A 25,757-nucleotide genomic window follows, 5' to 3' on the forward strand; every position below is an offset into this window, starting at 1 on the left:
CAAGCGGCGTGAAACAGACAGCACCCCGCGCCGGATCTCACCCCGATCCCTCAGCTTTCATTTTGCCGCTCCGCGAGCTTGACCAGCGTGTGCAGCATCCGGTTCGCCGGCGTCGGGATGCCCAGCGCCGCGCCTCTGTGCACCACATAGCCGTTGAGGTGGTCGATCTCGCTGGGCCGGCCCCGGGCGAGGTCCTGGGCCGTGGAGGAGCGCTGGTCGGCCATGCTGGTGCTGAGCGCGAGCACCGTGTCGCGGATGTCGTCGGGCACCGACACGCCCGAGGCGTTCGCCACCGCGACGCATTCCTGCACCACGTCGGTCATCGCGGCGATCACGCCCTCGCCCTGCACCAGGCGGCCGTAGGGCAGCTGGGTCAGGGCCGAGAGGGCGTTGTAGGCGCAGTTCAGGATCAGCTTGCCCCAGAGGGCGTCCAGCGCGCGTTCCGAGACCGTGGTCGGGATCCCGGCCGCGCCGAACGCAACGGCAATCGTTTCACTCGCCTCCGAGGCGCCGAGCACCAGGTCGCCCCTTCCGTTGTGGCGGACGCAGGCCGGCCCGACCATCTCGGTGGCGACGTAGACCGCCACCGGCACCACGGGCCGCCCCAGCACGGCGCCCAGGCGCTCGGCATTGTCGACGCCGTTCTGGAGGCTGAGGATCGTGGCCGCGGGGCTGAGATGTGGAGCGATCGTCGCCCCGGCCGCTTCCGTATCGCCCGACTTCACGCAGACCAGAACCAGATCGGCGCCCGCGACGCCCGCGCCGGACGCGGTCGCCTCGACGGGGACGGTCTCGCGCCCGGCCACGCTCTCCAGAACCAGCCCGCCGCGCCGGACCGCCTCGACCAGGGCCGGGCGGCCGATCAGCGTCACCGCGTGGCCGGCCCGGGCCAGCAGGAAGCCGTAATAGCAGCCGACCGCCCCGGCCCCGAGGATGGCGACCTTCATCGGGCCGAAGCCGCGGCGCGCTCGGGATGGAACGGCGCGGCACCCACCGCGCTCGTCCGGACGTGGTCGAGCAGGGCCTGGACCGGGTGGCGCAGCCGCACGCCGTCGACGAGCTTGACCTGCGACCGGCAGGAATAGCCGTCCGCCAGCAGGGTGCCGGCGGGGGCATCGGCCACGTGGCGGGCCCAGCTCAAGCCGTAGATCGCCTCGGAGGTGGCGCGGTTGCGCGTCTCGTGGCCGTAGGTCCCGGCCATGCCGCAGCAGCCCGCGGCCGGCACGTCGAGCCGCAGCCCGAGATGGGCGAACACGGCCTGCCAGTCGCGCACCGCGCCGGGGGCGTTGGTGCGCTCGGTGCAATGGGGCAGCAGCCGCAGGGTCGCGCCGCCGTGACGGGGCGCGATCCGGTCGAGCTGCGTGGCGAGCCATTCCTGCAGGATCTGGACCTTGGGCAGGTCGTCGCCGCCCAGCGCCTGGGCGTATTCCGACCGGTAGGTCAGCGTCATCGAGGGGTCGAGGCCGACGAGCGGCACGCCCGAGCGGGCGAGCGCCCGCAGCATCGCGGCGTTGGAGCGCGCCACCGCGGCGAAGCGGGCCAGGAAGCCGTGCACATGCAGCGGCTTGCCGTTCGGGCGGTAGGGCACGAGCCAGGGCTTGAAGCCGAGCGCGATCAGGAGCGCGCAGGCATCCACCACCAGGGCCGCCTCGAAATGGCTGGTGAAGGCGTCCTGCACCAGCAGCACCGCGCGCTCCCGCTCGGCCGGGGCGAGCCGGGCCAGCGCCTCCGGGGTCGCGGCGGCGACGCCGAGCCCGGCGAGTCGCGCCGTGAGATCGATGGAGGAGAGGGCCGGGATCCCGACCAGGCCAGCCTTGGCCAGCAGCTTCCGGGCGAGCGGGTTGGCCAGGGCCGCGTTGCTCAGGCGCGGCATCCGGGCCGCCAGCGGCAGCAGCGGCTCGAGCGCCGCCACCAGATGGTCCTTCAGGGGCCGGGCGTAGCGGGCGTGGTAGAGCGCCAGGAACTTGGCCCGGAAGGTCGGCACGTCGACCTTGATCGGGCAGGAGCCCGTGCAGGACTTGCAGGCGAGGCAGCCGTCCATCGCCTCCTTGACGGCGTGGGAGAAGTCATCCGCCTCGGCGCGATGCCGGAAACCACGCCGCAAAGTCGCGAAAACATCGGGCAGCCAGCCGGCGCGCTGGCGCTTCAGCTCGGCGGCCGGGTCGATCCCCGCCTGGGCGGCCAGGCGCAGCCACTCGCGCATCAGCGAGGCCCGGCCCTTCGGCGAGTGCCGCCGCTCCCGGGTCGCCTTCCAGGACGGGCACATCGCCTCGTCCGCGTCGAAGCTGAAGCAGGCGCCGTTGCCGTTGCAGTGCAGGGCTTCGTCGAAATCCTGCCGGACCGGCGGCGGGATCGTGCGGTCCTGCTCGCCCCGGCGGGGCACGCCGTCGATCCGGGTGAGCGCGCCGCCGCGCGCCGAGGCGATCTTGCCCGGGTTCATCCGGTCGCCCGGGTCGAAGGCGCGCTTGACCGCCTCCAGCGCCGGCATCAGCGGCCCGAAGGTCGCGGGCACGAATTCGGAGCGGAACCCCTTGCCGTGCTCGCCCCAGAGCAGGCCGCCATACTTGGCGGTGAGCGCGACCACGCCTTCGGTCACTTCGCGGATCAGGGCGTTCTGGTTCGGGTCCTTCAGGTCGATGGCCGGGCGGACATGCAGCACGCCGGCATCGACATGGCCGAACATGCCGTAGCGCAGGCCCTTGGCGTCGAGCAGCGCCCGGAACTCGGCGATGAAGTCGGCGAGCCGCTCCGGCGGAACCGCGGTATCCTCGACGAACGGGATCGGGCGCGCGTCGCCCTTGGCGGCGCCGAGCAGGCCCACCGCCTTCTTGCGCATCGTCCAGAGTTTCTCGATCGCCGCGCCGCGGGCGATGGTGAAGCCCAGACGCTTGGTCTCCGTGCCGCGCTCGGCCTCCAGCATGGCGGTGAGCCGCGCCAGTGCGGCGTCCACGGCCTGCGCGTCGTCGCCGACGAATTCCACGAGGTTGATGCCGTGGACCGGGCGCCCGCCGGGATCGTCCGGGAAGAAGGCCTGCACCTCGGCCCAGATCGGGTCCTGGCGGGCGAGCCCCAGCACGGTGGAATCGATGGTCTCCACGGAGGCCGCGCCGAAGGGCATCAGGGCCTGGGCGTCGCGGAGCGCGGCATCGAAATCCACGTAGGAGAGCGCCACCAGCACCGAGGCCTTCGGGATCGGCAGCACGTTGAGCCGCGCCTCGGCGATCAGCGCCAGGGTGCCCTCCGAGCCGCAGATCACGCTCTTGAGGTCGAAACGCCCGGACGCGTCGCGCAGATGGGCCAAGTCGTAGCCGGTGAGGCAGCGGTTGAGCTTGGGGAAGCGCTCGGCGATCAGCGCCGCGTTCTCGGTGACGACGGTGTCGACGGTGCGGTGGATCTCGCCGACCCGGTCGTTGCGCGCCTTGGCGGCCGCGAGCCCGGCCTCGTCCAGCGGCTCGGCTTCCCAGACCGTACCGTCGGCGAGCACGCAGGTCAGGGCCAGGACGTGGTCGCGGGTCTTGCCGTAGAGGCAGGAGCCCTGCCCGCAGGCGTCGGTGGAGATCATGCCGCCGATGGTGGCGCGGTTCGAGGTCGAGAGTTCGGGGGCGAAGAACAGGCCGTGGGCGGCGCACGCCCGGTTGAGCTGGTCCTTCACCACCCCGGGCTCGACCCGGACGGTGCGGCGCGCGACGTCGATCTCCAGGATGCGGTTCATGTGCCGCGAGGTGTCGACCACGAGGCCGTGGCCGAGCGACTGGCCGTTTGTGCCGGTCGCCCCGCCGCGCGGGCGGATCACGATCTCGGTGAAGCGCGGGTCGTCCAGCAGCTTGGCGATCCGCACGAGGTCGTCGCGCGAGCGCGGGAAGGCCACGGCCCCTGGCTCGACCTGGTAGATCGAGTTGTCGGTGGAAAAGACCGTCCGGTCGGCGGCCGATAGGGTCAGGTCGCCCTCGAAGCCGCGCAGGCGCAGTTCGGCGACAGCCGCCTCGTAGAGCGGCACGGCCTCGGTTTGGCGGGTCAGGACCGGGATCATGGAAGCGTTCTACACTGGGCGGGTCCCGAGGGAAGGTCCGCGATTATGTCGCGCCGCCCCGATGGGTGCTGGCACCGCGCTTGCCCCGGCGGGCGCGAATGCGGAGCGGATGCCCATGAACGCGAGCGTCGAACGGGTCCGGGATGCCCTGGCCGAACTGATCAAGGCGGCCCTCATCTCCGACGACGGCAAGAGCCTTGCCTGCCGCGAGGCCGGGCGGGACAAGCTCGCCGCGCTGGCGGCCGAGCCGCCGGAGGCCGGAAGCCTGCGCATGGACGGCGCCTGGACGCTGGCGATCCAGCAGGCGGAGACGCCGGAGCTGGCGCCCGAGGAGGGCCAGGTGAACCTGACGCTGCCGCGCGCCTGCCCGTTCACCCTCGACGAGATCCTGGATCCCGGCTTCGACCTGGATCTCGCGGTCGATCGCATTCGGAAGTCCGCCTCCACGGGCTGATCGCGCCTGTTGAGGACGCGCGTGCCGCCGTTGCCGCGGACCGACCGGAACCCCATCTTGGGATGACAAGACCGAATCAGCGGTCCGGCGCCCGATTTCGGGCGCACATCGTTTTCGAGAACTGTCCGGCACCACCTTTTGGCACGACGCATCAGCGCAGAGGCGGCCGAGCCCGCCGCTCCCCCGCCCTTCCCCACCCGCGAGCAGATCCTCGCCTTCGTGGCGGAGGCGACCGAACCCGTCGGCAAGCGGGAGATCGCCAAGGCGTTCGGCATCAAGGGTGCCGCCAAGATCGACCTGAAGCGGATCCTCAAGGAGATCGAGGAGGACGGCGCCGTCGATCGCGGGCGCGGCGGGCTCGCGACCGCGGGCCGCCTGCCGCCGGTGGTGCTGACCGATATCCGCAGCCGCGACCGGCACGGCGATTTCCTCGCGATCCCGGTGGAATGGACCGGCACCGGCAAGCCGCCATCCATCGTGCTGACCCAGCCGCGCGGCCCCCGCAAGGGCAACCGGCCGGCCGCCGGGATCGGCGACCGCGCCCTGGTCCGGGTCGAGCGCGACGCCGAGGGCGGCTATACCGGCCGGGTCATCAAGGTCATCGGGAAGAACAAGGCCGAGATCATCGGCGTCTACCGCGCCGGCGCGCAGGGCGGCCGGATCGTGCCCGTGGAGAAGCGCTCGCAGGGCCGCGAGATCCTGATCCCGCCCGGCGAGGAGGGCCAGGCCCGGGACGGTGACCTCGTCGCCGTGTCGCTGGAGCGCGAGACCCGCTTCGGCCTGCCGCGGGGCCGGGTCCGGGAACGGCTGGGCTCGCTCGGCTCCGAGAAGGCCGTGAGCCTGATCGCGCTCCACCTGCACAACATCCCGCACGTTTTTTCAGACGCGACCCTGGCCGAGGCCGACCAGGCGGAGCCGGCCGCGCTGGCGGGCCGCGAGGATTGGCGCGACCGTCCGCTGCTCACCATCGACCCGCCGGACGCCAAGGACCACGACGACGCCGTGATGGCGGAGCACGATCCCGACCCGGCCAATCCGGGCGGCTTCATCCTCACCGTCGCCATCGCGGATGTCGCGGCCTATGTCCGCCCCGGCTCGAGCCTCGACCGCGAGGCTTTGGAGCGGGGCAACTCGGTCTACTTCCCCGACCGCGTCGTACCGATGCTGCCGGAGCGGATCTCGAACGACCTCTGCTCCCTGCGCGAAGGCGAGGACCGCCCGGCCATCGCGGTCCGGATGGTGATCACCGCCGACGGCGAGAAGCGTCGCCACACGTTCCACCGGGTGATGATGCGCTCCCGCGCCAAGCTCGCCTACGCGCAGGCGCAAGCCGCCATCGACGGCCAGCCGGACGCCGCCACGGGGCCGTTGCTCGAGCCGGCACTTCGCCCGCTCTGGACGGCCTATGCCGCCCTGCGCGCGGCGCGCGACCGCCGCGGACCCCTCGCCCTCGACCTGCCCGAGCGCAAGGTTCTGCTGTCGCCCGAGGGCGCGGTCGACCGGGTGATCGTGCCGGAGCGCCTCGACGCGCACCGGCTGATCGAAGAGTTCATGATCCAGGCCAACGTGGCCGCCGCCGAGACCCTGGAGGCGGCCAAGCAGGCGCTGATCTACCGGGTCCACGACGAGCCGGCGCAGGAGAAGATGCAGGCTCTGGGCGAGGTCCTGGCCTCGGTCGGGATCAAGCTGCCCAAGGAGGGCGCGCTGCGCCCCGCTCTGTTCAACCGCATCCTCGGCTCGGTGGCGGGCAGCGAGCACGCGACCTTCATCAACGAGGTGGTGCTGCGTTCCCAGGCGCAGGCCGTCTACGCCGCCGAGAATCTCGGCCATTTCGGTCTGAACCTGCGCCGCTACGCGCATTTCACCTCGCCGATCCGCCGCTACGCCGACCTGATCGTCCACCGGGCGCTGATCACCGCCTGCCGTCTCGGCTCCGACGGCCTGCCGGCGGCGGTGTCCCTGGGCGAGCTCGCCCAGATCGGCGAGCAGATCTCGGCGGCCGAACGCCGCGCCATGGCGGCCGAGCGCGAGACCATCGACCGGCTGATCGCCCACCATCTGGTCGACCGGATCGGCGCGACCTTCGCGGGCCAGATCGCGGGCGTCACCCGGTCGGGCCTGTTCATCAAGCTTGACGAGACCGGAGCGGACGGGTTCGTGCCGATCTCGCAGCTCGGCGCCGACTATTTCCGCCACGAGGAGGCCCGCCACGCCCTGGTGGGCGAGCGCAGCGGCGAGACCTTCCGGCTTGGCGACCGGGTCGAGGTCCGGCTGGTGGAGGCCGCCCCGGTGGCCGGCGCGCTGCGCTTCGAGCTGCTCAGCGAGGGCAAGACCCGCGCCGGGTCCGGCAAGGACAGCGGCGGCCGGAAGCCCGGCGGCCGCCCGTTCAAGGCCGCGCCGTCGGGTCGTCCGCCCGGCATCCGCAACTCCGGTACGCGCCATCGCGGCTCGCGCCGGTGACCCGTCCGGTGTAGACCCTGGACATGGCCATCGACGCGATTCCCGTGCGCACCCGCCTGATCCCCGCGATGGCGCGCGGCTTCATCGGCCGCTGCCCCCATTGCGGCCAGGGCCGGATCTTCGGACGCTTCCTCAAGGTGCGCCCGGAATGCGACCTCTGCGGCCTGGAGCTGCACCATCACCGGGCCGACGACCTGCCGCCCTACGTGGTGATCTTCATCGTCGCCCACGTGGTCGGCTACCTGATCCTGGAGACCGAGAGCGCCTACGACGTCCCCCTCTGGGTCGAGATGGGCGTCTGGCCGGTCTTCACGCTCCTGTTCGCCCTCGTCCTGCTCCAGCCGGTCAAGGGGGCCGTCGTCGGGCTGCAATACGCCCTTGGCATGCACGGCTTCGCCACGTTACCGCGGGGCGGCCCCGTCTCGGGGCTGAAGGAGACACGCCTTGCCGCAGCCGGAGCCGCAGCAGGAATCCGAGATCCCGAACAGCCCTGAGCCGAAGCCTTCCCCGGCGCGCCTGCGCCCGCGGGATGCCGCGACCCTGATTGTGCTCGACCGGCGCGGCAAGGGCGGCCCCAAGGTCCTGATGGGCCGCCGCAACCCGCGGCTCGCCTTCATGCCGGGGCAGTTCGTGTTCCCGGGCGGCCGGATCGAGCTCGGCGACCGCCACATGCCGGTGGCCGGCGCCCTGCCCGACTATGCCGAGGCCGCGCTCACCCGCCAGGTCTCCCGGCCGCCGCATCATCTCGGCCGGGCGCTGGCGCTCGCCGCCATCCGGGAGACCTACGAGGAGACCGGTTTGCTGCTCGGCACGCGCGAGCACGGCGCCCCCGAGACCGCCCCGGCGGGCTGGGAAGCCTTCGCCCGCCATGAGATCCTGCCGGACCTCGAGGCGCTGCACCTCGTGGCCCGGGCGATCACCCCGCCCAAGCGCGTGCGCCGGTTCGACACGCGGTTCTTCGCCGTGGACCGCCGGATGGTCGCGGCCGAGGAGCTGGGCCGGGTGAGCCCGGATTCCGAGTTCACCGAGCTCGCCTGGGTCCGCCTCGATGCGGCGCGCAAGCTCGACCTGCCGTTCATCACCCGGGCCATCCTGGACGATCTCGAGGCGCAGATCGCCGTCGACTTCGCGCCATACCGGATGATCCCCTTCCACTACGAGCGCTACGGCCGCCGCGAACGAGTTGCGTTGTGAATGTTTCCGAGAGGCCGGACCGGATCGTCGCGGGAAGCGGGATCGGGCCGGACACCGTGGCGGCGATCACCGCCGCCATCGCCTGCGTCACCGTGGTCGGGATCGGGCTGAGCCTGTCGATCCCGCTCCTGTCGATCGAGCTTGAGCGGCGCGGCGCGTCCAGCACCCTGATCGGGCTCAACACCGCGGTCGCCGGCATCGCCAGCATCTGCACGGTGCCGTTCGTGCCCCGGCTCGCCGCGCGGATCGGCGTCGCGCGGCTGCTCTGCCTGGCGCTGGTCGTGGGGGCGGTGAGCCTGGCGGCCTTCCCGATCCTGCCGGGCATCGCCCTGTGGTTCCCGCTGCGCTTCGTGTTCTCGGCGACGCTGGGCGCGCTGTTCGTGCTGTCCGAGTACTGGATCAACGCCGCCGCCCCGCCGGAGCGCCGCGGCCTCGTGATGGGCATCTACGCTACCGTGCTGGCGGCGGGCTTCGCGGTCGGCCCGGCACTCCTGGCGCTGGTGGGGACCGAGGGCCTGGCGCCCTACCTGACCGGCGCCGGCCTGATGCTGGCCGGCGGCCTGCCGATCGTCCTCGCCCGGGGGCTCTCGCCGACGATCGCGCACGGCTCCGGCCGCAGCATCCTGGCCTATCTGCGCTTCGCCCCCGGGGCGCTGCTCGCCGCCCTCGCCTACGGGGCGGTCGAGACCGGGATCTTCGCGATCCTGCCGCTCTACGGCCTGCGCCTGGGCTACGACGCGCAGGGCGCGGCCGGCCTCGTCAGCCTGATCGCGCTCGGCAACGTGCTGTTCCAGATCCCGTTCGGCTGGCTCGCCGACCGCTTCGACCGGCGCGCCGTGCTGCTCGGGGCGAGCCTCGGCGGTGCGGCGGGCTCCGCCCTGATCCCGCTGGCGTCGGGATCGCCGGTGGCCCTCGGCCTCGTCCTGTTCGCCTGGGGCGGCATCGCCGGCACGCTCTACACGGTCGGCCTGACCACCCTGGGCGACCGGGTGCCGGCCACGGATCTCGCCGGCGCCAACGCGGCCTTCGTGGTGCTGTACAATGTCGGCCTGATGCTGGGACCGCCCCTGATCGGCGGCGGCCTCGACCTGGTGCCGCCGCACGGCTTCGCCTGGACGCTGCTCGCGCTGTTCCTCGCCTTCTCCGTGAGCCTCGTCACGATGGAGCGCGCGGGCGCCCGGTCTTGACCTGAACCGCCCGATCGGGCATTGACCCGCCCGTATTCGGCCGGGCTTTCCCGGCCATTTGCGTTTCGCTCACGCGGAATGCCGCACCCTGCAGGAGCGCCGCGCCATGGCCAAGGCCGTCACCGTCAAGATCAAGCTCATCTCCACCGCCGACACCGGCTACTTCTACGTCACCAAGAAGAACTCCCGCACGCAGACCGAGAAGCTGACGATGCGCAAGTACGACCCGGTGGCGCGCAAGCACGTCGAGTTCAAGGAAACCAAGATCAAGTAAGGCAGGATCACGTAAGGTCTGAGCCCCCCCTCAGGCCTCAGCCGATCCGACAAGCCGCTCCGGGAACGGGGCGGCTTTTTCATATGCGCGGATGGATCGGAGGGCGGCTTCAGACCAGCGTCGCACCTTACGGGGGCGCCCAGGGTCCGGCTTCGGCCGATTCGGGCGGCGGAGCGCGCGATGTCGAGAATGCTGCTGATGGCGCTGACCGTCCTGGCGATCCTGGCGGCGCGCTGCGTCCTGAAGCTGCCGCTCCTGCCCTATCGCGCTGCCCGCTTCCTGCTGCGGGGCCTCTCGGTACCGGCCTGAGCGACCCTCACGGGCCGGGCATCGCCCCGGCGAGGTCCGGGTCCAGCGTCCGCGCCAGGGCCCGGGCGATGGCGACGAGCGCGGTCACCATCGGGGTCGAGGGCTCGCGGCGCGGGGCGACGAGGCCGATCGTGTGCTCCAGGTCCGGGGCGGTGATCGGGATCGCCCGCACCCCCGCCATCGGCCCGAGGGCGTCGACCAGGATCTCCGGCATGATCGAGGCCCAGCGCAGGGTGCGGACATGGGTCATGAGCACGATCATCGAATTTGATTCGAGGGTCGCGGCCGGCTCGGCGCCTGATTCGCGGATCTGCTGGTCGATGATCCGCCGGTTCTGCATGTTCGGGGTCAGCAGGCAGAGCGGCAATTGGCCGGTCTCGGCCCAGGTGACGCTGGCGCGGCCGTCGAACGGACCGCCATCGGCCGTGACCAGCCGGTAGCGCTCCCGGTAGAGCGGCACGGACACGACCCGGCCCAGGGGCTCGTTGTCGAGATAGGTCAGCCCGGCATCGGCCTCCAGGTTCTCGATCAGCGAGAAGATGTCGGTGGAGGCGGCGGATTCGACCGTGAGCCGCACGTCCGGGTGGCGCTCGCGATAGGGGGTCGTGAGGTCCACGATCATCGGCAGGGCCGTGGGGATCGCGGCGATGCGCAGGTGCCCGGTCAGGCCGCGGCGCAGGCCGGTGACCTCCTCGTGCATCGCCCGCGCGTCGGCCACGATCCGGCGCGCCCAGGCCAGGACCCGCTCACCCTCCGGGGTGAAGCCCTGGAAGCGCGAGCCGCGCAGCACGAGCTGCACGCCGAAGCGGTTCTCGAGCTGCTTCACGCCGGCCGAGAGGGTCTGCTGCGTCACCCCGCAGGTCTCGGCCGCGTGGCCGAAATGCTGCTCGCGGGCGAGCGCGAGCAGGAAATCCAGCTTGTCGATCACGGGGGCATTCCGAACGACTCATGCCGGCACGCTTTGGCATGCCAGAAGGTAATCACCCACCCGTCCAGCCACAACCGGCCGCTCAGCGGAACAGGATGAACGCCTTCGACAGAGTGATGCCGATCCCCCACAGGATCGGGATGCCGACCACCGCCCAGGCGAGCCCGGCCGCGGGGCTGAACCCGCCCCGGCCGATGCCGAACGAGCCCGAGGCGCGCACCGACGCCGTGCCGGCCCGGACGTCCAGGGCGGCACGCTCGGCATCCGACATGAACCAGCGCCCGGCCAGCGGCCGGATCAGCAGGTTGCAGACGAACCCGGCGGCCAGGAAGGCGGCGAGCACGTACATGGTCCGGCCGTAGAGATCCGCGCCCTGCACCCCGGCGGCGGCCTGGGCCTCGCGGATCTTGGTGACCACGAACGGCCCGACGATGCCGGCGGTCGACCAGGCGGTGAGCAGGCGGCCGTGGATCGCGCCCACGAACTGCGTCCCGAACACGTCGGCGAGATAGGCCGGGATGGTCGCGAAGCCGCCGCCATACATGGACAGGATCACGCAGAAGAAGGCGACGAACAGCGCCTGCGAGCCGATCCCGGCGGCCCAGGGGGCGGCGGCGTAGAGCACGCCGCCCAGCGCGAAGAAGATCGCGTAGGTGAGCTTGCGGCCGATCCGGTCCGACATCGAGGCCCAGAAGAACCGGCCCAGGATGTTGAACAGGGACAGGAGGCCGACGAAGCCGGCCGCGATCGCGGCGACCTGCGCCTTCTGGCCGGAGTCGAGGGCGGTGAAGCCGGTGCCGGGCAGCCCGATCAGGGCGCCGCCGAAGATCTCCTGGAGCATCGGCGAGGCGAGCGCCAGGACGCCGATCCCGGCCGAGACGTTGAGGCAGAGGACCAGCCAGATCATCCAGAACTGGAAGGTCTTGTGCGCGTCCCGCAGATGGACGTGGCCCGAGGCGATCATGGCGTTCTTGGACGCCGGCGGGGTCCACCCGTCTGGGCGCCAGCCGGGCGGCGGGACCCGGTAGCCGAAGGCGCCGCCCAGCATGAACACGATGTAGCCAACGCCCATCACCGCGAGCGTCTGCCAGACGCCGACGGACTCGGCGCTGCGGAAGGTCTTGATCAGGCCGTCGGCCAGGGGCGAGCCGATCATCGCGCCGCCGCCGAAGCCCATGATCGCCATGCCGGTGGCCATGCCGCGCCGGTCGGGGAACCACTTGATCAGCGTCGAGACCGGAGAGATGTAGCCGAGCCCCAGCCCGATGCCGCCGATCAGGCCCATGCCGAGCCAGACCAGCCAGAGCTGGTGGAGGTAGACGCCGAGCGCGCCGATCAGGAAGCCGCCGCCCCAGCACAGGGCCGCCGCGATACCGGCCTTGCGCGGGCCCGCCCGCTCCAGCCAGCCGCCGAACAGGGCGGCCGAGAGGCCGAGCATCACGATGCCGATGGAGAAGACCATGACGAGGTCGCTGACGCGCCAGTCGCAGGTCGTCGTGAACAGGGCGGTCATCACGCCCATGTCGGGGCAGGCGGCGGGCGCGGGCTGGCCGACCGAGAGGGCGCGGGTCAGCGGCAGCCAAAAGACCGACAGGCCGTAAGCCATGCCGATGCAGAGATGGATCGCCAGGGCCGCGGGCGGAACGAGCCAGCGGTTGAAGCCCGGTTTGGCGACGATGCGTTCACGGGACAGCCGGCCGTGATCGCTTCCGGGCACGACCGCGCCCGCCAGTTCTGAATGCATCGAAGCTTCCTCCGAGCACGACTTCATTGACTGAGTCATGCATCGCGGAAAGCCTAGCGGTTCCGGGTACCGGTTGCCAGCACGCGAAACGCTCCAACCCGGGATTTAATCCCCGGTTGGAGCGCGCGAATTGCCAATCAGCCGGCGTCGCTGGCGCCTTCGCCCAGCTTCTGCGGATCGCGGGTCGCCGGGCGCACCGGGCTCTCGGCCTGGGGCTCGGCGCCGCGCAGGGCCCGCTGCACCAGGCTGTCGGCCCGGTCGCCCATCTCCGGCAGGGCGGCCTCGAGCTTCGAGACCATTTTGGGCGTCCAGAACGCCGTGATGTGCTTGTGCACCCCGGCCACCGCCTCCTCTTCCGGGTAGGACCGGAAGAAGGTGGCGATCTGGTTCGCCATCCGGAGGAGCTTGTCCTCCTGGGTCTGCGCGCTCATCGGCTCACTCCGCCGCGTCGAGTGTCTGGGCGATGCGCGTCAGCGAGAAATCCTCCTCGTAGAACTTCGCCTGCCAGTCGGAGGGTCGGTTGGTCCGCCGGACCTGGACCGCGGTCACCTTGTATTCCGGGCAGTTGGTCGCCCAGTCCGAGTAGTCGGTGGTGATGACGTTGGCGCCGGTCTTGGCGTGGTGGAACGTCGTGTAGACCACGCCGGGCTGCATCCGCTCCGAGACCTTGGCCTTGAGGGCGATGTCGCCGGACCGGCTCTCCAGGGAGACCAGATCGCCATCGACGATGCCGCGCAGCTCGGCGTCGAACGGGTGGATCTCCAGCACGTCCTCCTCGTGCCAGCGCGAGTTCTCGGTGCGCCGGGTCTGCGCGCCGACATTGTACTGGGACAGGATCCGGCCCGTGGTCAGGATCAGCGGGAACTTCGCCCCCGTCCGCTCCTCGGTGGCCACGAACTCGGTGATCATGAACCGGCCCTTGCCGCGGACGAAGCGGTCCACATGCATCATCGGCGTGCCGAGCGGCGCCTTCTCGTTGCAGGGCCACTGCACCGAGCCCAGCTCGTCGAGCTTGGCGTAGGACACGCCGGTGAAGCTCGGGGTCAGGCCGGCGATCTCGTCCATGATCTCGGACGGGTGGTTGTAGTGCATCGGGTAGCCGAGCGCGTTGGAGAGCAGCACCGTGCCCTCCCAGTCGCCGTAGCCGCCCATCGGGGGCATCACCTTGCGCACGCGGGAGATGCGGCGCTCGGCGTTGGTGAAGGTGCCGTCCTTCTCCAGGAACGAGGCCCCCGGCAGGAAGACGTGGGCGTATTTGGCGGTCTCGTTCAGGAACAGGTCCTGGATGACGATGCACTCCATCGCCTTGAGGCCGGACGTGACGTGGTGCGTGTCGGGATCCGACTGCGCGATGTCCTCGCCCTGGATGTACATGCCCTTGAACGAGCCATCGACGGCCTCGTCCAGCATGTTGGTGATGCGCAGGCCCGGCGCGTTGTCGAGCTTGGCGCCCCAGAGGGCTTCGAAGCTCTCGCGGGTGGCGTCGTCCGAGACGTGGCGGTAGCCGGTGAGCTCGTGCGGGAACGAGCCCATGTCGCAGGAGCCCTGGACGTTGTTCTGGCCGCGCAGCGGGTTCACGCCGGCCCCGAGCTTGCCGATATTGCCGGTGGCCATGGCGATGTTGGCCATGCCCATCACCATGGTCGAGCCCTGGCTGTGCTCGGTGACGCCCAGCCCGTAATAGATGCCGGCCGCGCCGCCCGTGGCGTAGAGCCGGGCCGCGGCGCGGACCTCGGCCGGGTCGAGGCCGGTGAATTGCTGCTGCGCCTCCGGGGAGTGGCGCTCCTCGGCGATGAACCGGGCCCAGGTCTCGAACTCGGCGAGATCGCAGCGCTCGCGGACATAGGCCTCGTCGATCAGCCCCTCGGTGACGATGACGTGCGCCAGCGAGTTGATGAAGGCGACGTTGGAGCCGGGCTTCAGCGGCAGGTGATAGTCGGCCTTGATATGGGGCGACTTCACCAGGTCGATCTTGCGGGGATCGGCGACGATCAGCTTGGCGCCCTGGCGCAGGCGCTTCTTCATCCGCGAGCCGAAGACCGGGTGGCCGTCGGTCGGGTTGGCGCCGATCACCAGGATCACGTCGGAATTCTCGACCGACTTGAAGTCCTGGGTGCCGGCCGAGGTGCCGAGCGTGGACATCAGGCCGTAGCCGGTGGGCGAGTGGCAGACGCGGGCGCAGGTATCGACGTTGTTGTTGCCGAAGGCGGCGCGCACCAGCTTCTGGACGAGGTAGGCCTCCTCGTTGGTGCAGCGCGACGAGGTGATGCCGCCGACCGAGTCCTTGCCGTAGGTCGCCTGGATCCGCTTGAACTCGGAGGCCGCGTGGTTGATCGCCTCCTCCCAGGACACCTCGCGCCACGGATCCGTGATCTTGGCGCGGATCATCGGCTTGGTGATGCGGTCCTTGTGGGTGGCGTAGCCGTAGGCGAAGCGGCCCTTGACGCAGCTATGACCCTCGTTGGCCTTGCCGCCCTTGTACGGCACCATCCGCACAACGCGGGTGCCCTGCATCTCGGCCTTGAACGAGCAGCCGACGCCGCAATAGGCGCAGGTCGTCACCTCGGCGTGCTCGGGCTGGCCGAATTCGTGGATCGACTTCTCCTGGAGGGTCGCGGTCGGGCAGGCCTGCACGCAGGCGCCGCAGGAGACGCACTCCGATTCCATGAAGTTGGTCGGACCGGCCGCCACGCGGCTGTCGAAGCCGCGGCCCGCGATGGTCAGCGCGAAGGTGCCCTGGACCTCTTCGCAAGCGCGCACGCAGCGGTTGCAGACGATGCACTTCGACGGATCGTAGGTGAAGTACGGGTTCGACTCGTCCTTCGGCAGATACTTCTCGGCCGTCGGCACGACGTGGTTGTCGCCCTCGTAGCCGTAGCGCACGTCGCGCAGGCCGACGACGCCGGCCATGTCCTGCAATTCGCAATCGCCGTTGGCGGCGCAGGTCAGGCAGGTCAGCGGGTGATCGGAGATGTAGAGCTCCATCACGCCCTTGCGGAGCTTGGCGAGCTTGTCGGTCTGCGTGCGCACGACCATGCCGTTCTCGGCCGGCGTGGTGCAGGAGGCCGGCGTGCCGCGCCGCCCCTCGATCTCCACGAGGCAGAGCCGGCAGGAGCCGAACGGCTCCAGCGAGTCGGTGGCGCAGAGCTTCGGGATCTGGGTGCCGGCATGCATCGCCGCCGCCATCACCGAGGTGCCGGCCGGCACCGTCACGTCCATGCCGTCGATCGTCAGGGTGACGGTCTGCTCCGCCACGCGGATCGGCGTGCCGTAGTCGATCTCCTTGATCAGGCCCATCGACGTCTCCTCACTCGGCCGCGACCGGCAGATCGCCGGCGCGCCTGAAATCTTCCGGGAAATGGGTGATCGCGCTCATCACGGGCATGGGCGTGAGCCCGCCCATGGCGCAGAGCGACCCATCGGTCATGACCTCGCAGAGGTCCTCGATCAGCTTCAGGTTCGTCTCCGGCCGGATGCCGGCGATGACCTTGTCCATGGTCTCGACGCCACGGGTCGCACCGATGCGGCAGGGGGTGCACTTGCCGCAGGATTCGGTGGCGCAGAACTCGAAGGCGAAGCGCGCCTGGGCGGCCATGTCGACGGTGTCGTCGAACACCACGATGCCGCCATGGCCGACGAGACCCTTCTGGGCCGCCATCGCCTCGTAATCGAGAGGCGTGTCGAGCAGATGATCGGGGAAGTAGGCCCCGAGCGGGCCGCCGACCTGCACGGCCCGCACCGGACGGCCCGAACGGGTGCCGCCACCGTAATCCTCGATCACCTCGCGGAGCGTCACGCCGAAGGCGAGCTCGATCAGGCCGCCATGCTTGATGTTGCCGGCGAGCTGGATCGGCAGGGTGCCGAGCGAGCGGCCCATGCCGTAATCGGCATAGGCCTTGGCGCCGTGCTCCAGGATCCACGGCACGGCCGTGAAAGTCATGACGTTGTTGACCAGGGTCGGCTTGCCCAGAAAACCCTTGAGCGCCGGGATCGGCGGCTTGGCCCGCACGATGCCGCGCTTGCCCTCCAGGCTCTCCAGCAGCGAGGTCTCCTCGCCGCAGATATAGGCGCCCGCCCCGAGCCGGACCTCGAGGTGGAAGGTCTTGCCCGAGCCGAGGATGTCGTCGCCCAGGACACCCGCCTGGATGCCGTTGGCGATCGCCTCCTTCAGGGTGGCGAAGGCCTGCGGGTATTCCGAGCGCAGGTAGATGTAGCCGCGCGTGGCCCCGGTCGCGACCGCCGCGATGGTCATGCCCTCGATGAGGTTGAAGGGGTCGCCCTCCATCATCATCCGGTCGGCGAAGGTGCCGGAATCGCCCTCGTCGGCGTTGCAGACGACGTATTTCTGCTCGCCCTTGGCGAGCATCACGGTGTTCCACTTGATGCCGGCCGGGAAGCCGGCGCCGCCGCGGCCGCGCAGCCCGGAATCACGCACCGCCGCGACGATGCCCTCGGCATCGAGCTTCAGCGCGGCCTCGAGCCCGCGATAGCCGCCATGGGCGCGGTAATCGGCCACCGAGACCGGATCGACCGCGCCGCAGCGGTGGAAGGTCAGCCGCTGCTGGCGGGCCAGGAACGGTATTTTCTCCGGGTCGCCGAGGCGCAGGGCATGCTCGCCGCCGGTGGTCAGGCCGCCATCGAGCAGCGCGTCGACATCCGAGACCTTGACCGGACCGTAGGCGACCCGGCCCTCCGGCGTGGCGACCTCCACCATCGGCTCGAGCCAGAACAGGCCGCGCGAGCCGGTGCGCACGATGGTGACATCGAGGCCGCGGCGCTCGGCGCCGGCGAACAGGGCCCGGGCGACCTTGTTGGCCCCGAGGCCCAGAGCCACGGCATCCCGGGGGACGTAGAGGGTGACGCTCACTGGCGGGTCTCCCGCTTGGTTTCGGCCAGCGCCTCGTCGAGGGAATCGGCGGTCAGATGGGCGACCGGCTCGCCGTCGATGAGGGCCGCGGGGCCGTTGGCGCAGAGGCCGAGGCAGTAGACCGGCTCGACCGTGGCGCTGCCGTCGGCAGTGGTCTCGTGCCAGCCGCAGCCGAGGCGGCCGAGGATCTCGCGGTGGATCTTGTCCGAACCCATGGCTTGGCAGGCCTCGGCCCGGCACAGCTTCACCTCGTGGCGGCCGGCCGGGTGGGCGCGGAAGTCATGGTAGAAGGTGATGCAGCCATGCACCTCGGCGCGCGACAGGTTCAGCGCGTCGGCGATGAGCGGCACGGCGCCGCCATCGACGTAGCCGAAGGTCGCCTGCAGCGCGTGCAGGATCGGCAGCGTCGCGCCTTCGAGATGGGTATGTTCTGCAATGATCCCGGAGGCGCGTTCCGCGCTCCAGGGCTCGTGACGCGCCATGGTTTCCAGCCCAGTCTGTTCCTTTTCTAAAGCGAAGTGGAACAGAAATGCCGAACCCCATCAATCGTGCAGTCCGGTGGACCGACAAAGGATCCCTGTCGAACTGTCACCCGCGCGATGGTCGCGGCGACAAACCATGATAAGTCTTTCTTAAAGCGTTCATTTCCGATGCACGGCGGCGGCCGGAAAATCTTGCGTGCACCGCAACATCGCTTTGTGCCATGCACGAAATTGCATCCGCCCGGGCAGACGGCGCCTCAGAACTCCATGTCCAGCTCTTCGATCTCGTCCGGCTCGTCGGCGGCGGCCTCGGCCCATTCGACCATGGGCGCCCAGTGCAGGATCGTGTCCCGGTAGGCGGCGGACCGGGGCGGCAGCGCCACGTCGTAGGTGCGGAACCGGGTGCAGACCGGGGCATAGAGCGCGTCGGCCAGCGTCGGGCGCGGGCCGAACAGGAACGGGCCGTCATAGCGATCCAGGCAATCGTCGAAGATCGTGACGATACGCTCGATATCGGCCCGGGCGCCGTTGAACACCCGGAAGCCCGGATGGAAGGCGCGCAGGTTCATCGGCAGCGCCGAGCGCAGGTTGACGAAGCCCGAATGCATCTCGCCCGCGATGGAGCGGCAATGGGCGCGCTCGGCAATATCGCGGGGCAGCAGGCCCGCCTCCGGGAAGGTCTCGCCGAGATACTCGGCGATGGCGAGGGTGTCCCAGACCACCACGTCGCCGTGGCGCAGGCGCGGCACCAGGAAGGACGGGGACAGGTGCAGCAGCTCGGCCCGGCTGGTGGCATCCGTGCCCGACAGGACCTCGGTGTCGAAGGCGAGCCCGGCCATCCGGCAGATCAGCCAGCCCCGCAGGGACCAGGACGAGTAGTTCCGGCTGGAGATGGTGAGCGTGGCGGCGGTCATCGTCTTCACCCCGGGCGCGTCGCCGATCATGCGATCAGTTCTGCCGGATCCAAGACTCATGCCGATTCGATCCGGGCGAATCGCGACGCGCCGAATATTACTCCCGTCGCAGCAGCGCGGCGACCTCCGCCTCCTCGGCCGCCGACAGGGTCCGGACCGGCGCGGCCGGCCGCCGGCGGGCGAGGCGCCAGATCCCGAACCCGCCGAGCAGGACGGCCAGGATCGGGGTCAGCCACAGCAGCAGTGTGTGGAGGGCGAAGACCGGCCGCAGCAGCACGAACTCGCCGTAGCGGTCCACGACGTAGCGCAGCACCGCCGGATCGCTGTCGCCCTTCTGCAGGCGCTCGCGGACGATGACGCGCAGGTCCTTGGCGAGCGGCGCGTCGGAATCGTCGATCGACTGGTTCTGGCAGACGAGGCAGCGCAGCTCCGACGAGATCTCCCGGGCGCGATGCTCCAGCACCGGATCCTTCAGCACCTCGTCGGGCTGGACGGCGTGGGCGGGGGCGGCGAATGCCAAGACGGTAAGGAGCGCGAAGACGAGGCGGCCACGCGCCCTCCCTCCCCCCTCTGCGGGGGAGGGTGGCCCCTGCGTCAGCAGGGGTCGGGAGAGGGGAGCGACGGTGCAGGGCAGATCGCGCCAGGAGCCGAAACCCGCTCCGTCGCGCTGCCCCTCTTCCCCCCTGCTGCGCAGGGTACCCTCCCCCGCAGAGGGGGGAGGGAATATCCGCCGGAACCTCGCGCTCAATCCCATATCCCGACCCATCACTCGGCCGGCACCGCGGCCGCGTTGGGCATGGCCCGCGCCCGCGCCTTGGCCGGGACGCCGACGCGCATCCGGCGGTCGGTGAGCGACAGCCCGCCACCCAGCGCCATGACCACGGCGCCGAGCCAGATCATCAGCACCAGCGGCTTGTAGTAGAGGCGCACGCCGACGCCGCCGTCCTGGCCGATCTCGCCGAGGCTGGCATAGACCTGGCTCGCCCCGATGGTCAGCAGGCCCGATTCGGTCACCGACATCTTGCGGCTCGGGTAGAACCGCTTGCCGGTCTCGACCCGGCCGACCTCGTCGCCGGAGCGGGTGCGGATCGTCAGGAAGGCCGCGGCCTCCTCGTAGTTCGGGCCGGCCCGGGGCGCGACCCGGTCGAGGGTCGCCGTGTAGGGGCCGGTCGAGAGGGTCTGGCCGGGCTTGAGCGTCGCCAGCCCCTCGGTGGCCCAGCCCTGCGCGGCGATGCCGATCACCACCACGCCGACGCCGGCATGGGCGAGCGCGGTGCCCCAGGCCGAGCGCGGCAGGCCGATGGCCCGGCGCCCGATCTGACCGAGGTCGCGCGTCCGGCTGGAGCCGAAGCCCCGGGCCCGGGAGACGATCTCCAGGGCCGAGCCGATCAGCAGGTAGGCGCCGAGCCCGATCCCAAGCGGCGCCATCACGGGGCCGCCCCAGGTCAGGGCCAGGACCGCGAAGCCGACCACTAGGGCGACGGCGAGCGCCGCGAACAGGCGCTGCGAGGCGGCGAGCACGTCGCCCCGCTTCCAGGCGAGCGCCTGGCCGAACGGGACGATCAGCAGGAGCGGGATCGCCAGGGGGATGAAGGTCGCATTGAAGAAGGGCGGGCCGACCGTGATCTTCTCGCCGGTCAGCATCTCCAACAGCAGCGGATAGAGCGTGCCCACCAGCACCGTGGCGCAGGCGGCCACGAGGAACAGGTTGTTGAGCACGAGGGAGCCCTCCCGGGAGATCGGCGCGAACAAGCCGCCCTGCCGCAGCAGCGGCGCCCGCCAGGCGAACAGCGTCAGCGAGCCGCCGATGAACAGGATCAGGATCGCCAGGATGAAGACGCCGCGGGTCGGGTCGGTGGCGAAGGAATGCACCGAGGTGATCACCCCGGAACGGACCAGGAAGGTGCCGATCAGCGACAGGGAGAAGGTCAGGATGGCGAGCAGCACCGTCCACACCTTCAGGGCGTCGCGCTTCTCCATCACCACGGTGGAGTGCAGCAGAGCCGTGCCGGCGATCCAGGGCATCAGGGAGGCGTTCTCCACCGGATCCCAGAACCACCAGCCGCCCCAGCCGAGCTCGTAATAGGCCCAGTACGAGCCCATCGCGATGCCGAGGGTCAGGAACGACCAGGCGACCAGCGTCCAGGGCCGCACGGCCCGCGCCCAGACCGCGTCGATCCGCCCGTCGATCAGGGCGGCGACCGCGAAGGCGAAGCTGATCGAGAAGCCGACATAGCCGACGTAGAGGAGCGGCGGATGGATCGCCAACCCGACGTCCTGCAGCAGCGGGTTGAGGTCGTTGCCCTCCAGCGGGGCCGGGACCACGCGGCTGAACGGGTTCGAGGTCGTGATGATGAACAGCACGAACACGAAGGTGATCAGGCCCTGCACGCCGAGCGTGTTGGCCCGCAGCCGCGGCGGCACGGAGTTCCGGGCCACCGCCACGCAGGCGCCGAACAGGGTCAGGATCAGGACCCAGAGGAGCATCGAGCCCTCGTGGTTCCCCCAGACACCGGAGACCTTGTAGATCAGCGGCTTCTGGGTGTGCGAGTTCTCGACGACGTTCTGGACCGAGAAGTCCGAGGTGACGTGCGCCCAGGTGAGCGCCGCGAAGGCGAACAGCACGCAGGCGAAGGCGCCGAGTGCCGCCTGCGAGGCGGCCTGGCGCAGGGCCGGGTCGCCCGAGCGCGCCGCCCAGACCGGCATCACCATCTGGACGAGGGAGATCGCCAGCGCGAGCGCGAGCGCGAAATGGCCGGTCTCGACGATCATGCCGGATTCCTTACCGCTCGCTGCGGGGGCCGAGGGTCCCGCCGTTGGAGGCGGTGACGGGCTTCGGCCCGGCCTTAGGCGCGCCCTTGTCGCCCCCCTCCTGCCAGCGCCCCTGCGCCTTCAGGGCGTCGGCGACCTCGCGGGGCATGTACGATTCGTCGTGCTTGGCGAGAACGGTGTCGGCCCGGAACCGGCCGCCCGGCTCCAGCATGCCCTCGGCCACGACGCCCTGGCCCTCGCGGAACAGGTCGGGCAGCAGGCCCTTGTACTGGACCTCGACGGTGGCGTTGGTGTCGGTGACGGCGAAATCCACCGTCTGGTCGGGCCCGCGCTTGAGCGAGCCGTCCTTCACCAGCCCGCCGAGCCGCAGGCGGGTGCCGGGGGCGATGCCCTGCTGGGCGATATCGGTGGGCGAGCGGAAGAACACGATCGACCCGCTCATGGCGAACAGGATCAGCCCCACGGCGAGCGCCAAGACGCTGCCGCAGGCGGCGATCAGGATCAGGCGGCGGCTCTTACGCGTCACGACTCTTCCACCCCGGGATCCGACGGGTCTGGGCCCGAACAGACCTAAACCGTTCTCATTCTAGCCTTGCAGGGTGTCGGCCCGGCAGCCGCGCCGGTCAAGGGCGTCGGGCAGGACCGATTGTCGTACGAACAGCGGCCGCGACGGTCAGGGATTGGATCTCGGGGCCAGATCGAGCTCCCGGGCGAGTCCGTCGAGCCGGCTCACCGCCTCGGCGTTGGTCGCCAACGCCATCCGGGCGCGGTCGAGGGCCTTGATCGCCTGGTCGCGCTCGCCGAGTGCGCTGTAGGAGCGCACGAGCCGCAGCCACTCGTCCGGCGTGCCGCCCCGGGCCGTGAGACGCCGGTCGAGGCCGTCGACCATGCCGCGGATCGCCACGTCGCGCTCGGCCGGCGACATCGCCTGCATGGCCGCGGCAGCCGATTCGGTGTCGGAGCGGGGCGCGGGACCCGCCATGGGCCCGGGGGCCGACGGTGGGGCCGGAGCACCCGGATCGAGCCCGAGGATGCGGGCGCCGGCCTCGACCTGGGCGAGCCCCTGCGGGTCGCCGGCCAGCGCCACCCGGGCGCGCGCCAGGGCATCGATCGCCTGATCGCGCTCGCCGAGCACCGCCCGGGAGCGGGTGAGCCGCAGCCATTCGTCTGGCGTGCCGCCCCCGGTCTTGAGCCGAGCATCGAGCCCGTCGACCATGCCGCGGATCGCCGCCTGCTGCTCGGCCGGAAGTTTCTGGGGCGTCGGAGGCATAGCGGCCGGCGCCGGCTCGCCCTTGAGCCGGGCGAGGTTCTGCCGGACGAGCCCGAGCCAGGGCGCGTCGGCGGGGCTCGCGGCCTCCAGGGCGCTGAGTTGGCGGATCGCCTCGCCGGTATCGCCGGCCTGCTCGGCGGCGCGCGCGAGATAGAAGCGGGGTTTGGGTGCGTTCTGCTCCTTGGCCTGCGCCTTCTCGAACAAGGCCTTGGCCTCGGGCGAGACGGTGCCTTCGCCCGCCGCCGTCAGGGCCTCGCCCCAATCGGCCAGGGTGTCGGCGCTCTCGCCCTTCAGGCGCGCGATGTTGGCGAAGGCGCGGGCCGCGTCGTCGAACCGGCCGGTGCGCATATAGACCGGGGCGAGCACGGCCCAGCCGCGGGCATCGTTCGGGTCGCGGGCGAGGCGCGCCTCGATCTGCCCGACCGCCTTCATCAGGTCCTCGGTGCCGCCCCGGGCGGCCTGCCGGTCGGCATCGGTCTGCGCGGGCAGTTCCGGCGAGCCGTAGAGGCCGTAGGCGATCAGCGCGACCAGCGGGATCGTGGACAGCGCGAAGGCGGAGGCCGCCCGGCGCCGGCGCAGCCGCGGCTCGGCCGGGCGCGCGGCCTCGTCGGCATCGGCATCCTCCGCGTCGCGCCGGGCGTCGCGGCTCGCCCGCAGCAGGCGGCGGGCCGCCTCGGCACGGGCGGTCTCGGCCTCGTCCGGGGCGATGAGGCCGCGCTCCAGATCGCGCGCGATCTCGGCGATCTGGTCCTCGTAGAACGCCGTCTCGGTATCGACGCTGGAGGCACCGCTTTCGCCGGCGGGAACGGCCGTGCGTCGCGACATCGGCCAGAGCAGGCCGAGCACGGTCGCCGCGGTCATGCCCGCCAGGATGAACCAGATCGCCGTCATCGAACCTTCGCCAGCGGGCCCGACCGACCCGCATGTCACCACGCCCTGTGGAGCCGGCCGCGAGATGCCACGACGGCCCCCGGCGGCGGCACGGTGTCACGCAACTCCCGGGCGATGACAAGGGGCGCAACCGGACCATGAAGCCGCGTCCCGCGGCGGGAAAACCCGCCTCCGATCAGTGGCTGGCGGCGCCCACCGGCGCGTCGCCCGGCACTTCGAGGACCGCCCGCAGGCCGCCAAGGCTCGCCTGTTCCAGGGTGAAGCGGCCCCGGTAGAGGGCGGCGAGATCGGCCACGATGGACAGGCCGAGGCCCGAGCCGGGCTTCGATTCATCCAGGCGCCGGCCGCGGCCGAGCACGGCCTGGCGGGCCTCCGGGGGCAGGCCCGGGCCGTCATCCTCGATGGCCACGACGAGGTGGGGATAATCGTGCTTGGCCACCGCCTCGGCCCGGATCGCCACCCGGCCGTGGGCCCATTTCGAGGCGTTGTCGACGAGGTTGCCGACCATCTCCTCGAAATCCTGGCGCTCGCCCCGGAAGCGCAGGCCCGGAGGAACGTGGACATCGTAGGCGATATCCTTGTCCCGGTAGATCTTGCCGAAGGTCCGGACGAGGCCGGCCAGGGCCGGCTCGACCTCCGTGGAGGTGCCCAGCGTCCCGGCGAGCGCGGCCGCGCGGGCGCGGTCGAGGTGGTAATTCACCTGGTCGCGCATCACTGCCGCCTGCTCGCGGATCTTCTGGGCGAGCTCCTCCGGGGCGTCCGAAGCGCCGACCTCGTTGACGATGATCGAGAGCGGCGTCTTGAGCGCGTGGGCGAGGTTGCCGACCTGGGTGCGGGCGCGCTCCAAAATCTCCCGGTTGGTCTCGATCAGGAGGTTCACCTCGCCGGTGAGCGGGGCGATGTCGCGCGGATAGGTGCCGGTGATGCGGTCGGCCTCGCCGCGGCGCACGGCACCGAGCGCGGCGCGCATCTTCTTCAGGGGCGCCAGGCCGAACCGGATCTGCAGCAGGGTGGTGATCGCCAGCGACAGGCCGAGCAGCCCGAACGTGATGGTCAGCGAGTTCCGGAACCGGTCGACGTCGTTGACGATCTCGTCGGCGGGGCCGGCCACCCGGACGGTGTAGCGGCCCTCCTCACCCAGATCGACGTCGCGCTCCATGATGCGCAGCAGCCGCCCGTCCTGGGCCTTGCCGTAGCCCTGCCGGATCTGTCCGACCCCGACCTTGCCGTCGGAATCGGTGGCCGGCCCCAGCGGCACGCCGACCAGCGAGCGGGAGGTGCGCAGGTCCCGGGGCTTCGCGTCGGGCTTGCCGACCTGCCAGTACCAGCCGGACAGGGGCAGATCGAAGCGCGGATCGCCGAGCGAGAAGGTCCGGCTCTCGGGATCGTTGGGCGAGACGAGGTCGGTGGCGAGGTTGTTGGTGAAGACCAGGAGCCGGCTGTCGAAGGCGCGCTCGGTGTTCTCCCGGTACAGCGTCGTGAGGATCCAGGCCGCGATCAGCAGGATCGCCGAGCTCGACAGGAACGCCGACACGGCCAGCCGCACCGCGATCGAGCGGCGGCGCAGGGAGAAGAGACCGATCAGGGTTTTCATCGGCCGCCTGGGGACTGGGGATGCGATTTCGCCTTAGCCGCGACGCGCTGGTAGAGAAATGCTCCGACCACGGAAGCGATCGTGCCGCCCCCGATCGTTCCTGCGACCCAGGGCTGGCCAAGCCAGAGTGCAAAGGCGGCAACCGATAGAGCAGCGAGCGCAAATAGGAGCGCACTGATCTGGCCGCGCACGTCCTGCCGAATGGCAGCCTCCAGAGCTTGCCGCTCGTAGATCCGACGGTGATCGGCCTCCAACTCCCATTGCCGAAAGATGCGCTCGGGTGAATCAGGGACCAACCGGGCAAATCCTTCGAGCACGGCAGGCGGCGGCAAAGGTCCTTGCCAGAAGCTGCTGCGTCCGACCTCGACCGGCACCTCACCGCGATTC

Annotated in this window: 22 protein-coding genes; 7 read left to right on the forward strand and 15 right to left on the reverse strand. The window is 70.9% G+C overall.

The annotated features are described in order from the left end of the window. Positions 1-50: 50 nt before the first annotated feature. Both WYO_RS19670 and WYO_RS19675 read right to left on the reverse strand, forming a co-directional pair. Positions 51-947, reverse strand: a complete 897-nt coding sequence (locus WYO_RS19670) for a ketopantoate reductase family protein (protein ID WP_007565733.1) — start codon at positions 945-947, stop codon at positions 51-53. Continuing rightward, positions 944-4,030 (reverse strand): FAD-binding and (Fe-S)-binding domain-containing protein, encoded by a 3,087-nt coding sequence (locus tag WYO_RS19675; RefSeq protein WP_007565734.1) that lies wholly within the window; start codon positions 4,028-4,030, stop codon positions 944-946. The genes WYO_RS19670 and WYO_RS19675 overlap by 4 nt, the downstream gene beginning before the upstream one ends. 115 nt (positions 4,031-4,145) lie before the next feature. On the opposite strand from WYO_RS19675, the gene WYO_RS19680 reads away from it, so the two are divergent. The 7 genes from WYO_RS19680 (at position 4,146) to WYO_RS32425 (ending at position 9,908) form a co-directional block, all read left to right on the forward strand. After that, a complete protein-coding gene (locus WYO_RS19680) occupies positions 4,146-4,484 on the forward strand; it encodes a hypothetical protein (RefSeq protein ID WP_007565736.1) in 339 nt (112 codons plus the stop codon). A 138-nt stretch (positions 4,485-4,622) separates the two neighbouring features. After that, entirely contained in the window at positions 4,623-6,944 is a 2,322-nt protein-coding gene (gene rnr, locus WYO_RS19685) for a ribonuclease R (protein ID WP_007565739.1), read from the forward strand. 23 nt (positions 6,945-6,967) lie between these two features. Continuing rightward, positions 6,968-7,438, forward strand: coding sequence for a DUF983 domain-containing protein (locus WYO_RS19690; protein WP_007565741.1), 471 nt, complete (start codon positions 6,968-6,970; stop codon positions 7,436-7,438). Continuing rightward, complete coding sequence (locus WYO_RS19695; protein ID WP_007565742.1) at positions 7,389-8,138, forward strand: NUDIX domain-containing protein; 750 nt, start codon at positions 7,389-7,391, stop codon at positions 8,136-8,138. Before WYO_RS19690 ends, WYO_RS19695 begins: the two co-directional genes overlap by 50 nt. Further along, entirely contained in the window at positions 8,135-9,325 is a 1,191-nt protein-coding gene (locus WYO_RS19700; RefSeq protein WP_007565745.1) for an MFS transporter, read from the forward strand. The genes WYO_RS19695 and WYO_RS19700 overlap by 4 nt, the downstream gene beginning before the upstream one ends. 106 nt (positions 9,326-9,431) lie before the next feature. Further along, positions 9,432-9,599: a 50S ribosomal protein L33 gene (gene rpmG, locus WYO_RS19705; RefSeq protein ID WP_007565747.1), complete on the forward strand. Its 168-nt coding sequence runs from the start codon at positions 9,432-9,434 to the stop codon at positions 9,597-9,599. Positions 9,600-9,779: 180 nt separating this feature from the next. After that, complete coding sequence (locus WYO_RS32425) at positions 9,780-9,908, forward strand: hypothetical protein (protein ID WP_007565749.1); 129 nt, start codon at positions 9,780-9,782, stop codon at positions 9,906-9,908. Between the two features lie 7 nt (positions 9,909-9,915). On the opposite strand, the gene WYO_RS19710 is transcribed toward WYO_RS32425, so the two are convergent. The 13 genes from WYO_RS19710 to WYO_RS30055 all read right to left on the reverse strand — a co-directional run bounded on the left by WYO_RS19710 (position 9,916) and on the right by WYO_RS30055 (position 25,744). Next, on the reverse strand, positions 9,916-10,836 hold the full coding sequence (locus WYO_RS19710) for a LysR family transcriptional regulator (RefSeq protein ID WP_007565751.1): 921 nt from the start codon (positions 10,834-10,836) through the stop codon (positions 9,916-9,918). Between the two features lie 82 nt (positions 10,837-10,918). Further along, complete coding sequence (locus WYO_RS19715) at positions 10,919-12,580, reverse strand: OFA family MFS transporter (protein ID WP_007565753.1); 1,662 nt, start codon at positions 12,578-12,580, stop codon at positions 10,919-10,921. A 137-nt stretch (positions 12,581-12,717) separates the two neighbouring features. Then, a complete protein-coding gene (locus WYO_RS19720) occupies positions 12,718-13,011 on the reverse strand; it encodes a formate dehydrogenase subunit delta (RefSeq protein ID WP_007565756.1) in 294 nt (97 codons plus the stop codon). 4 nt (positions 13,012-13,015) lie between these two features. Then, positions 13,016-15,877: a formate dehydrogenase subunit alpha gene (gene fdhF, locus WYO_RS19725; RefSeq protein ID WP_007565758.1), complete on the reverse strand. Its 2,862-nt coding sequence runs from the start codon at positions 15,875-15,877 to the stop codon at positions 13,016-13,018. 10 nt (positions 15,878-15,887) lie between these two features. After that, positions 15,888-17,447: a formate dehydrogenase beta subunit gene (locus WYO_RS19730; protein ID WP_007565760.1), complete on the reverse strand. Its 1,560-nt coding sequence runs from the start codon at positions 17,445-17,447 to the stop codon at positions 15,888-15,890. Beyond that, positions 17,444-17,929 (reverse strand): formate dehydrogenase subunit gamma, encoded by a 486-nt coding sequence (locus WYO_RS19735; protein ID WP_007565762.1) that lies wholly within the window; start codon positions 17,927-17,929, stop codon positions 17,444-17,446. Before WYO_RS19735 ends, WYO_RS19730 begins: the two co-directional genes overlap by 4 nt. A gap of 257 nt (positions 17,930-18,186) precedes the next feature. Further along, a complete protein-coding gene (locus tag WYO_RS19740) occupies positions 18,187-18,843 on the reverse strand; it encodes a glutathione S-transferase family protein (protein WP_039903464.1) in 657 nt (218 codons plus the stop codon). 97 nt (positions 18,844-18,940) lie between these two features. Then, a complete protein-coding gene (locus tag WYO_RS31075; RefSeq protein WP_039903445.1) occupies positions 18,941-19,363 on the reverse strand; it encodes a cytochrome c-type biogenesis protein in 423 nt (140 codons plus the stop codon). A gap of 245 nt (positions 19,364-19,608) precedes the next feature. Next, a complete protein-coding gene (locus WYO_RS19750; protein ID WP_007565767.1) occupies positions 19,609-21,615 on the reverse strand; it encodes a heme lyase CcmF/NrfE family subunit in 2,007 nt (668 codons plus the stop codon). Positions 21,616-21,625: 10 nt separating this feature from the next. Continuing rightward, positions 21,626-22,141: a cytochrome c maturation protein CcmE gene (ccmE, locus tag WYO_RS19755; protein WP_007565769.1), complete on the reverse strand. Its 516-nt coding sequence runs from the start codon at positions 22,139-22,141 to the stop codon at positions 21,626-21,628. Between the two features lie 147 nt (positions 22,142-22,288). Beyond that, complete coding sequence (gene ccmI, locus WYO_RS19760; RefSeq protein ID WP_007565772.1) at positions 22,289-23,776, reverse strand: c-type cytochrome biogenesis protein CcmI; 1,488 nt, start codon at positions 23,774-23,776, stop codon at positions 22,289-22,291. 175 nt (positions 23,777-23,951) lie between these two features. Further along, the gene (locus WYO_RS19765) at positions 23,952-25,370 is read right to left on the reverse strand and encodes a sensor histidine kinase (RefSeq protein WP_007565774.1); all 1,419 of its coding nucleotides are present in this window, start codon (positions 25,368-25,370) and stop codon (positions 23,952-23,954) included. Beyond that, entirely contained in the window at positions 25,367-25,744 is a 378-nt protein-coding gene (locus WYO_RS30055) for a DUF2335 domain-containing protein (protein WP_165486570.1), read from the reverse strand. The genes WYO_RS19765 and WYO_RS30055 overlap by 4 nt, the downstream gene beginning before the upstream one ends. Positions 25,745-25,757 lie beyond the last annotated feature (13 nt).

Source organism: Methylobacterium sp. GXF4 (assembly GCF_000272495.1).
Classification (GTDB): Bacteria; Pseudomonadota; Alphaproteobacteria; order Rhizobiales; family Beijerinckiaceae; genus Methylobacterium; species Methylobacterium brachiatum.

Coding starts and splice junctions, on each gene's coding strand:
- WYO_RS19670 (WP_007565733.1), bottom strand. CDS start 947: ATGAAGGTCGCCATCCTCGGGGCCGGGGCGGTCGGCTGCTATTACGGC.
- WYO_RS19675 (WP_007565734.1), bottom strand. CDS start 4,030: ATGATCCCGGTCCTGACCCGCCAAACCGAGGCCGTGCCGCTCTACGAG.
- WYO_RS19680 (WP_007565736.1), top strand. CDS start 4,146: ATGAACGCGAGCGTCGAACGGGTCCGGGATGCCCTGGCCGAACTGATC.
- WYO_RS19690 (WP_007565741.1), top strand. CDS start 6,968: ATGGCCATCGACGCGATTCCCGTGCGCACCCGCCTGATCCCCGCGATG.
- rpmG (WP_007565747.1), top strand. CDS start 9,432: ATGGCCAAGGCCGTCACCGTCAAGATCAAGCTCATCTCCACCGCCGAC.
- WYO_RS32425 (WP_007565749.1), top strand. CDS start 9,780: ATGTCGAGAATGCTGCTGATGGCGCTGACCGTCCTGGCGATCCTGGCG.
- WYO_RS19715 (WP_007565753.1), bottom strand. CDS start 12,580: ATGCATTCAGAACTGGCGGGCGCGGTCGTGCCCGGAAGCGATCACGGC.
- WYO_RS19720 (WP_007565756.1), bottom strand. CDS start 13,011: ATGAGCGCGCAGACCCAGGAGGACAAGCTCCTCCGGATGGCGAACCAG.
- fdhF (WP_007565758.1), bottom strand. CDS start 15,877: ATGGGCCTGATCAAGGAGATCGACTACGGCACGCCGATCCGCGTGGCG.
- WYO_RS19735 (WP_007565762.1), bottom strand. CDS start 17,929: ATGGCGCGTCACGAGCCCTGGAGCGCGGAACGCGCCTCCGGGATCATT.
- WYO_RS19740 (WP_039903464.1), bottom strand. CDS start 18,843: ATGACCGCCGCCACGCTCACCATCTCCAGCCGGAACTACTCGTCCTGG.
- WYO_RS19750 (WP_007565767.1), bottom strand. CDS start 21,615: ATGATCGTCGAGACCGGCCATTTCGCGCTCGCGCTCGCGCTGGCGATC.
- ccmI (WP_007565772.1), bottom strand. CDS start 23,776: ATGACGGCGATCTGGTTCATCCTGGCGGGCATGACCGCGGCGACCGTG.
- WYO_RS19765 (WP_007565774.1), bottom strand. CDS start 25,370: ATGAAAACCCTGATCGGTCTCTTCTCCCTGCGCCGCCGCTCGATCGCG.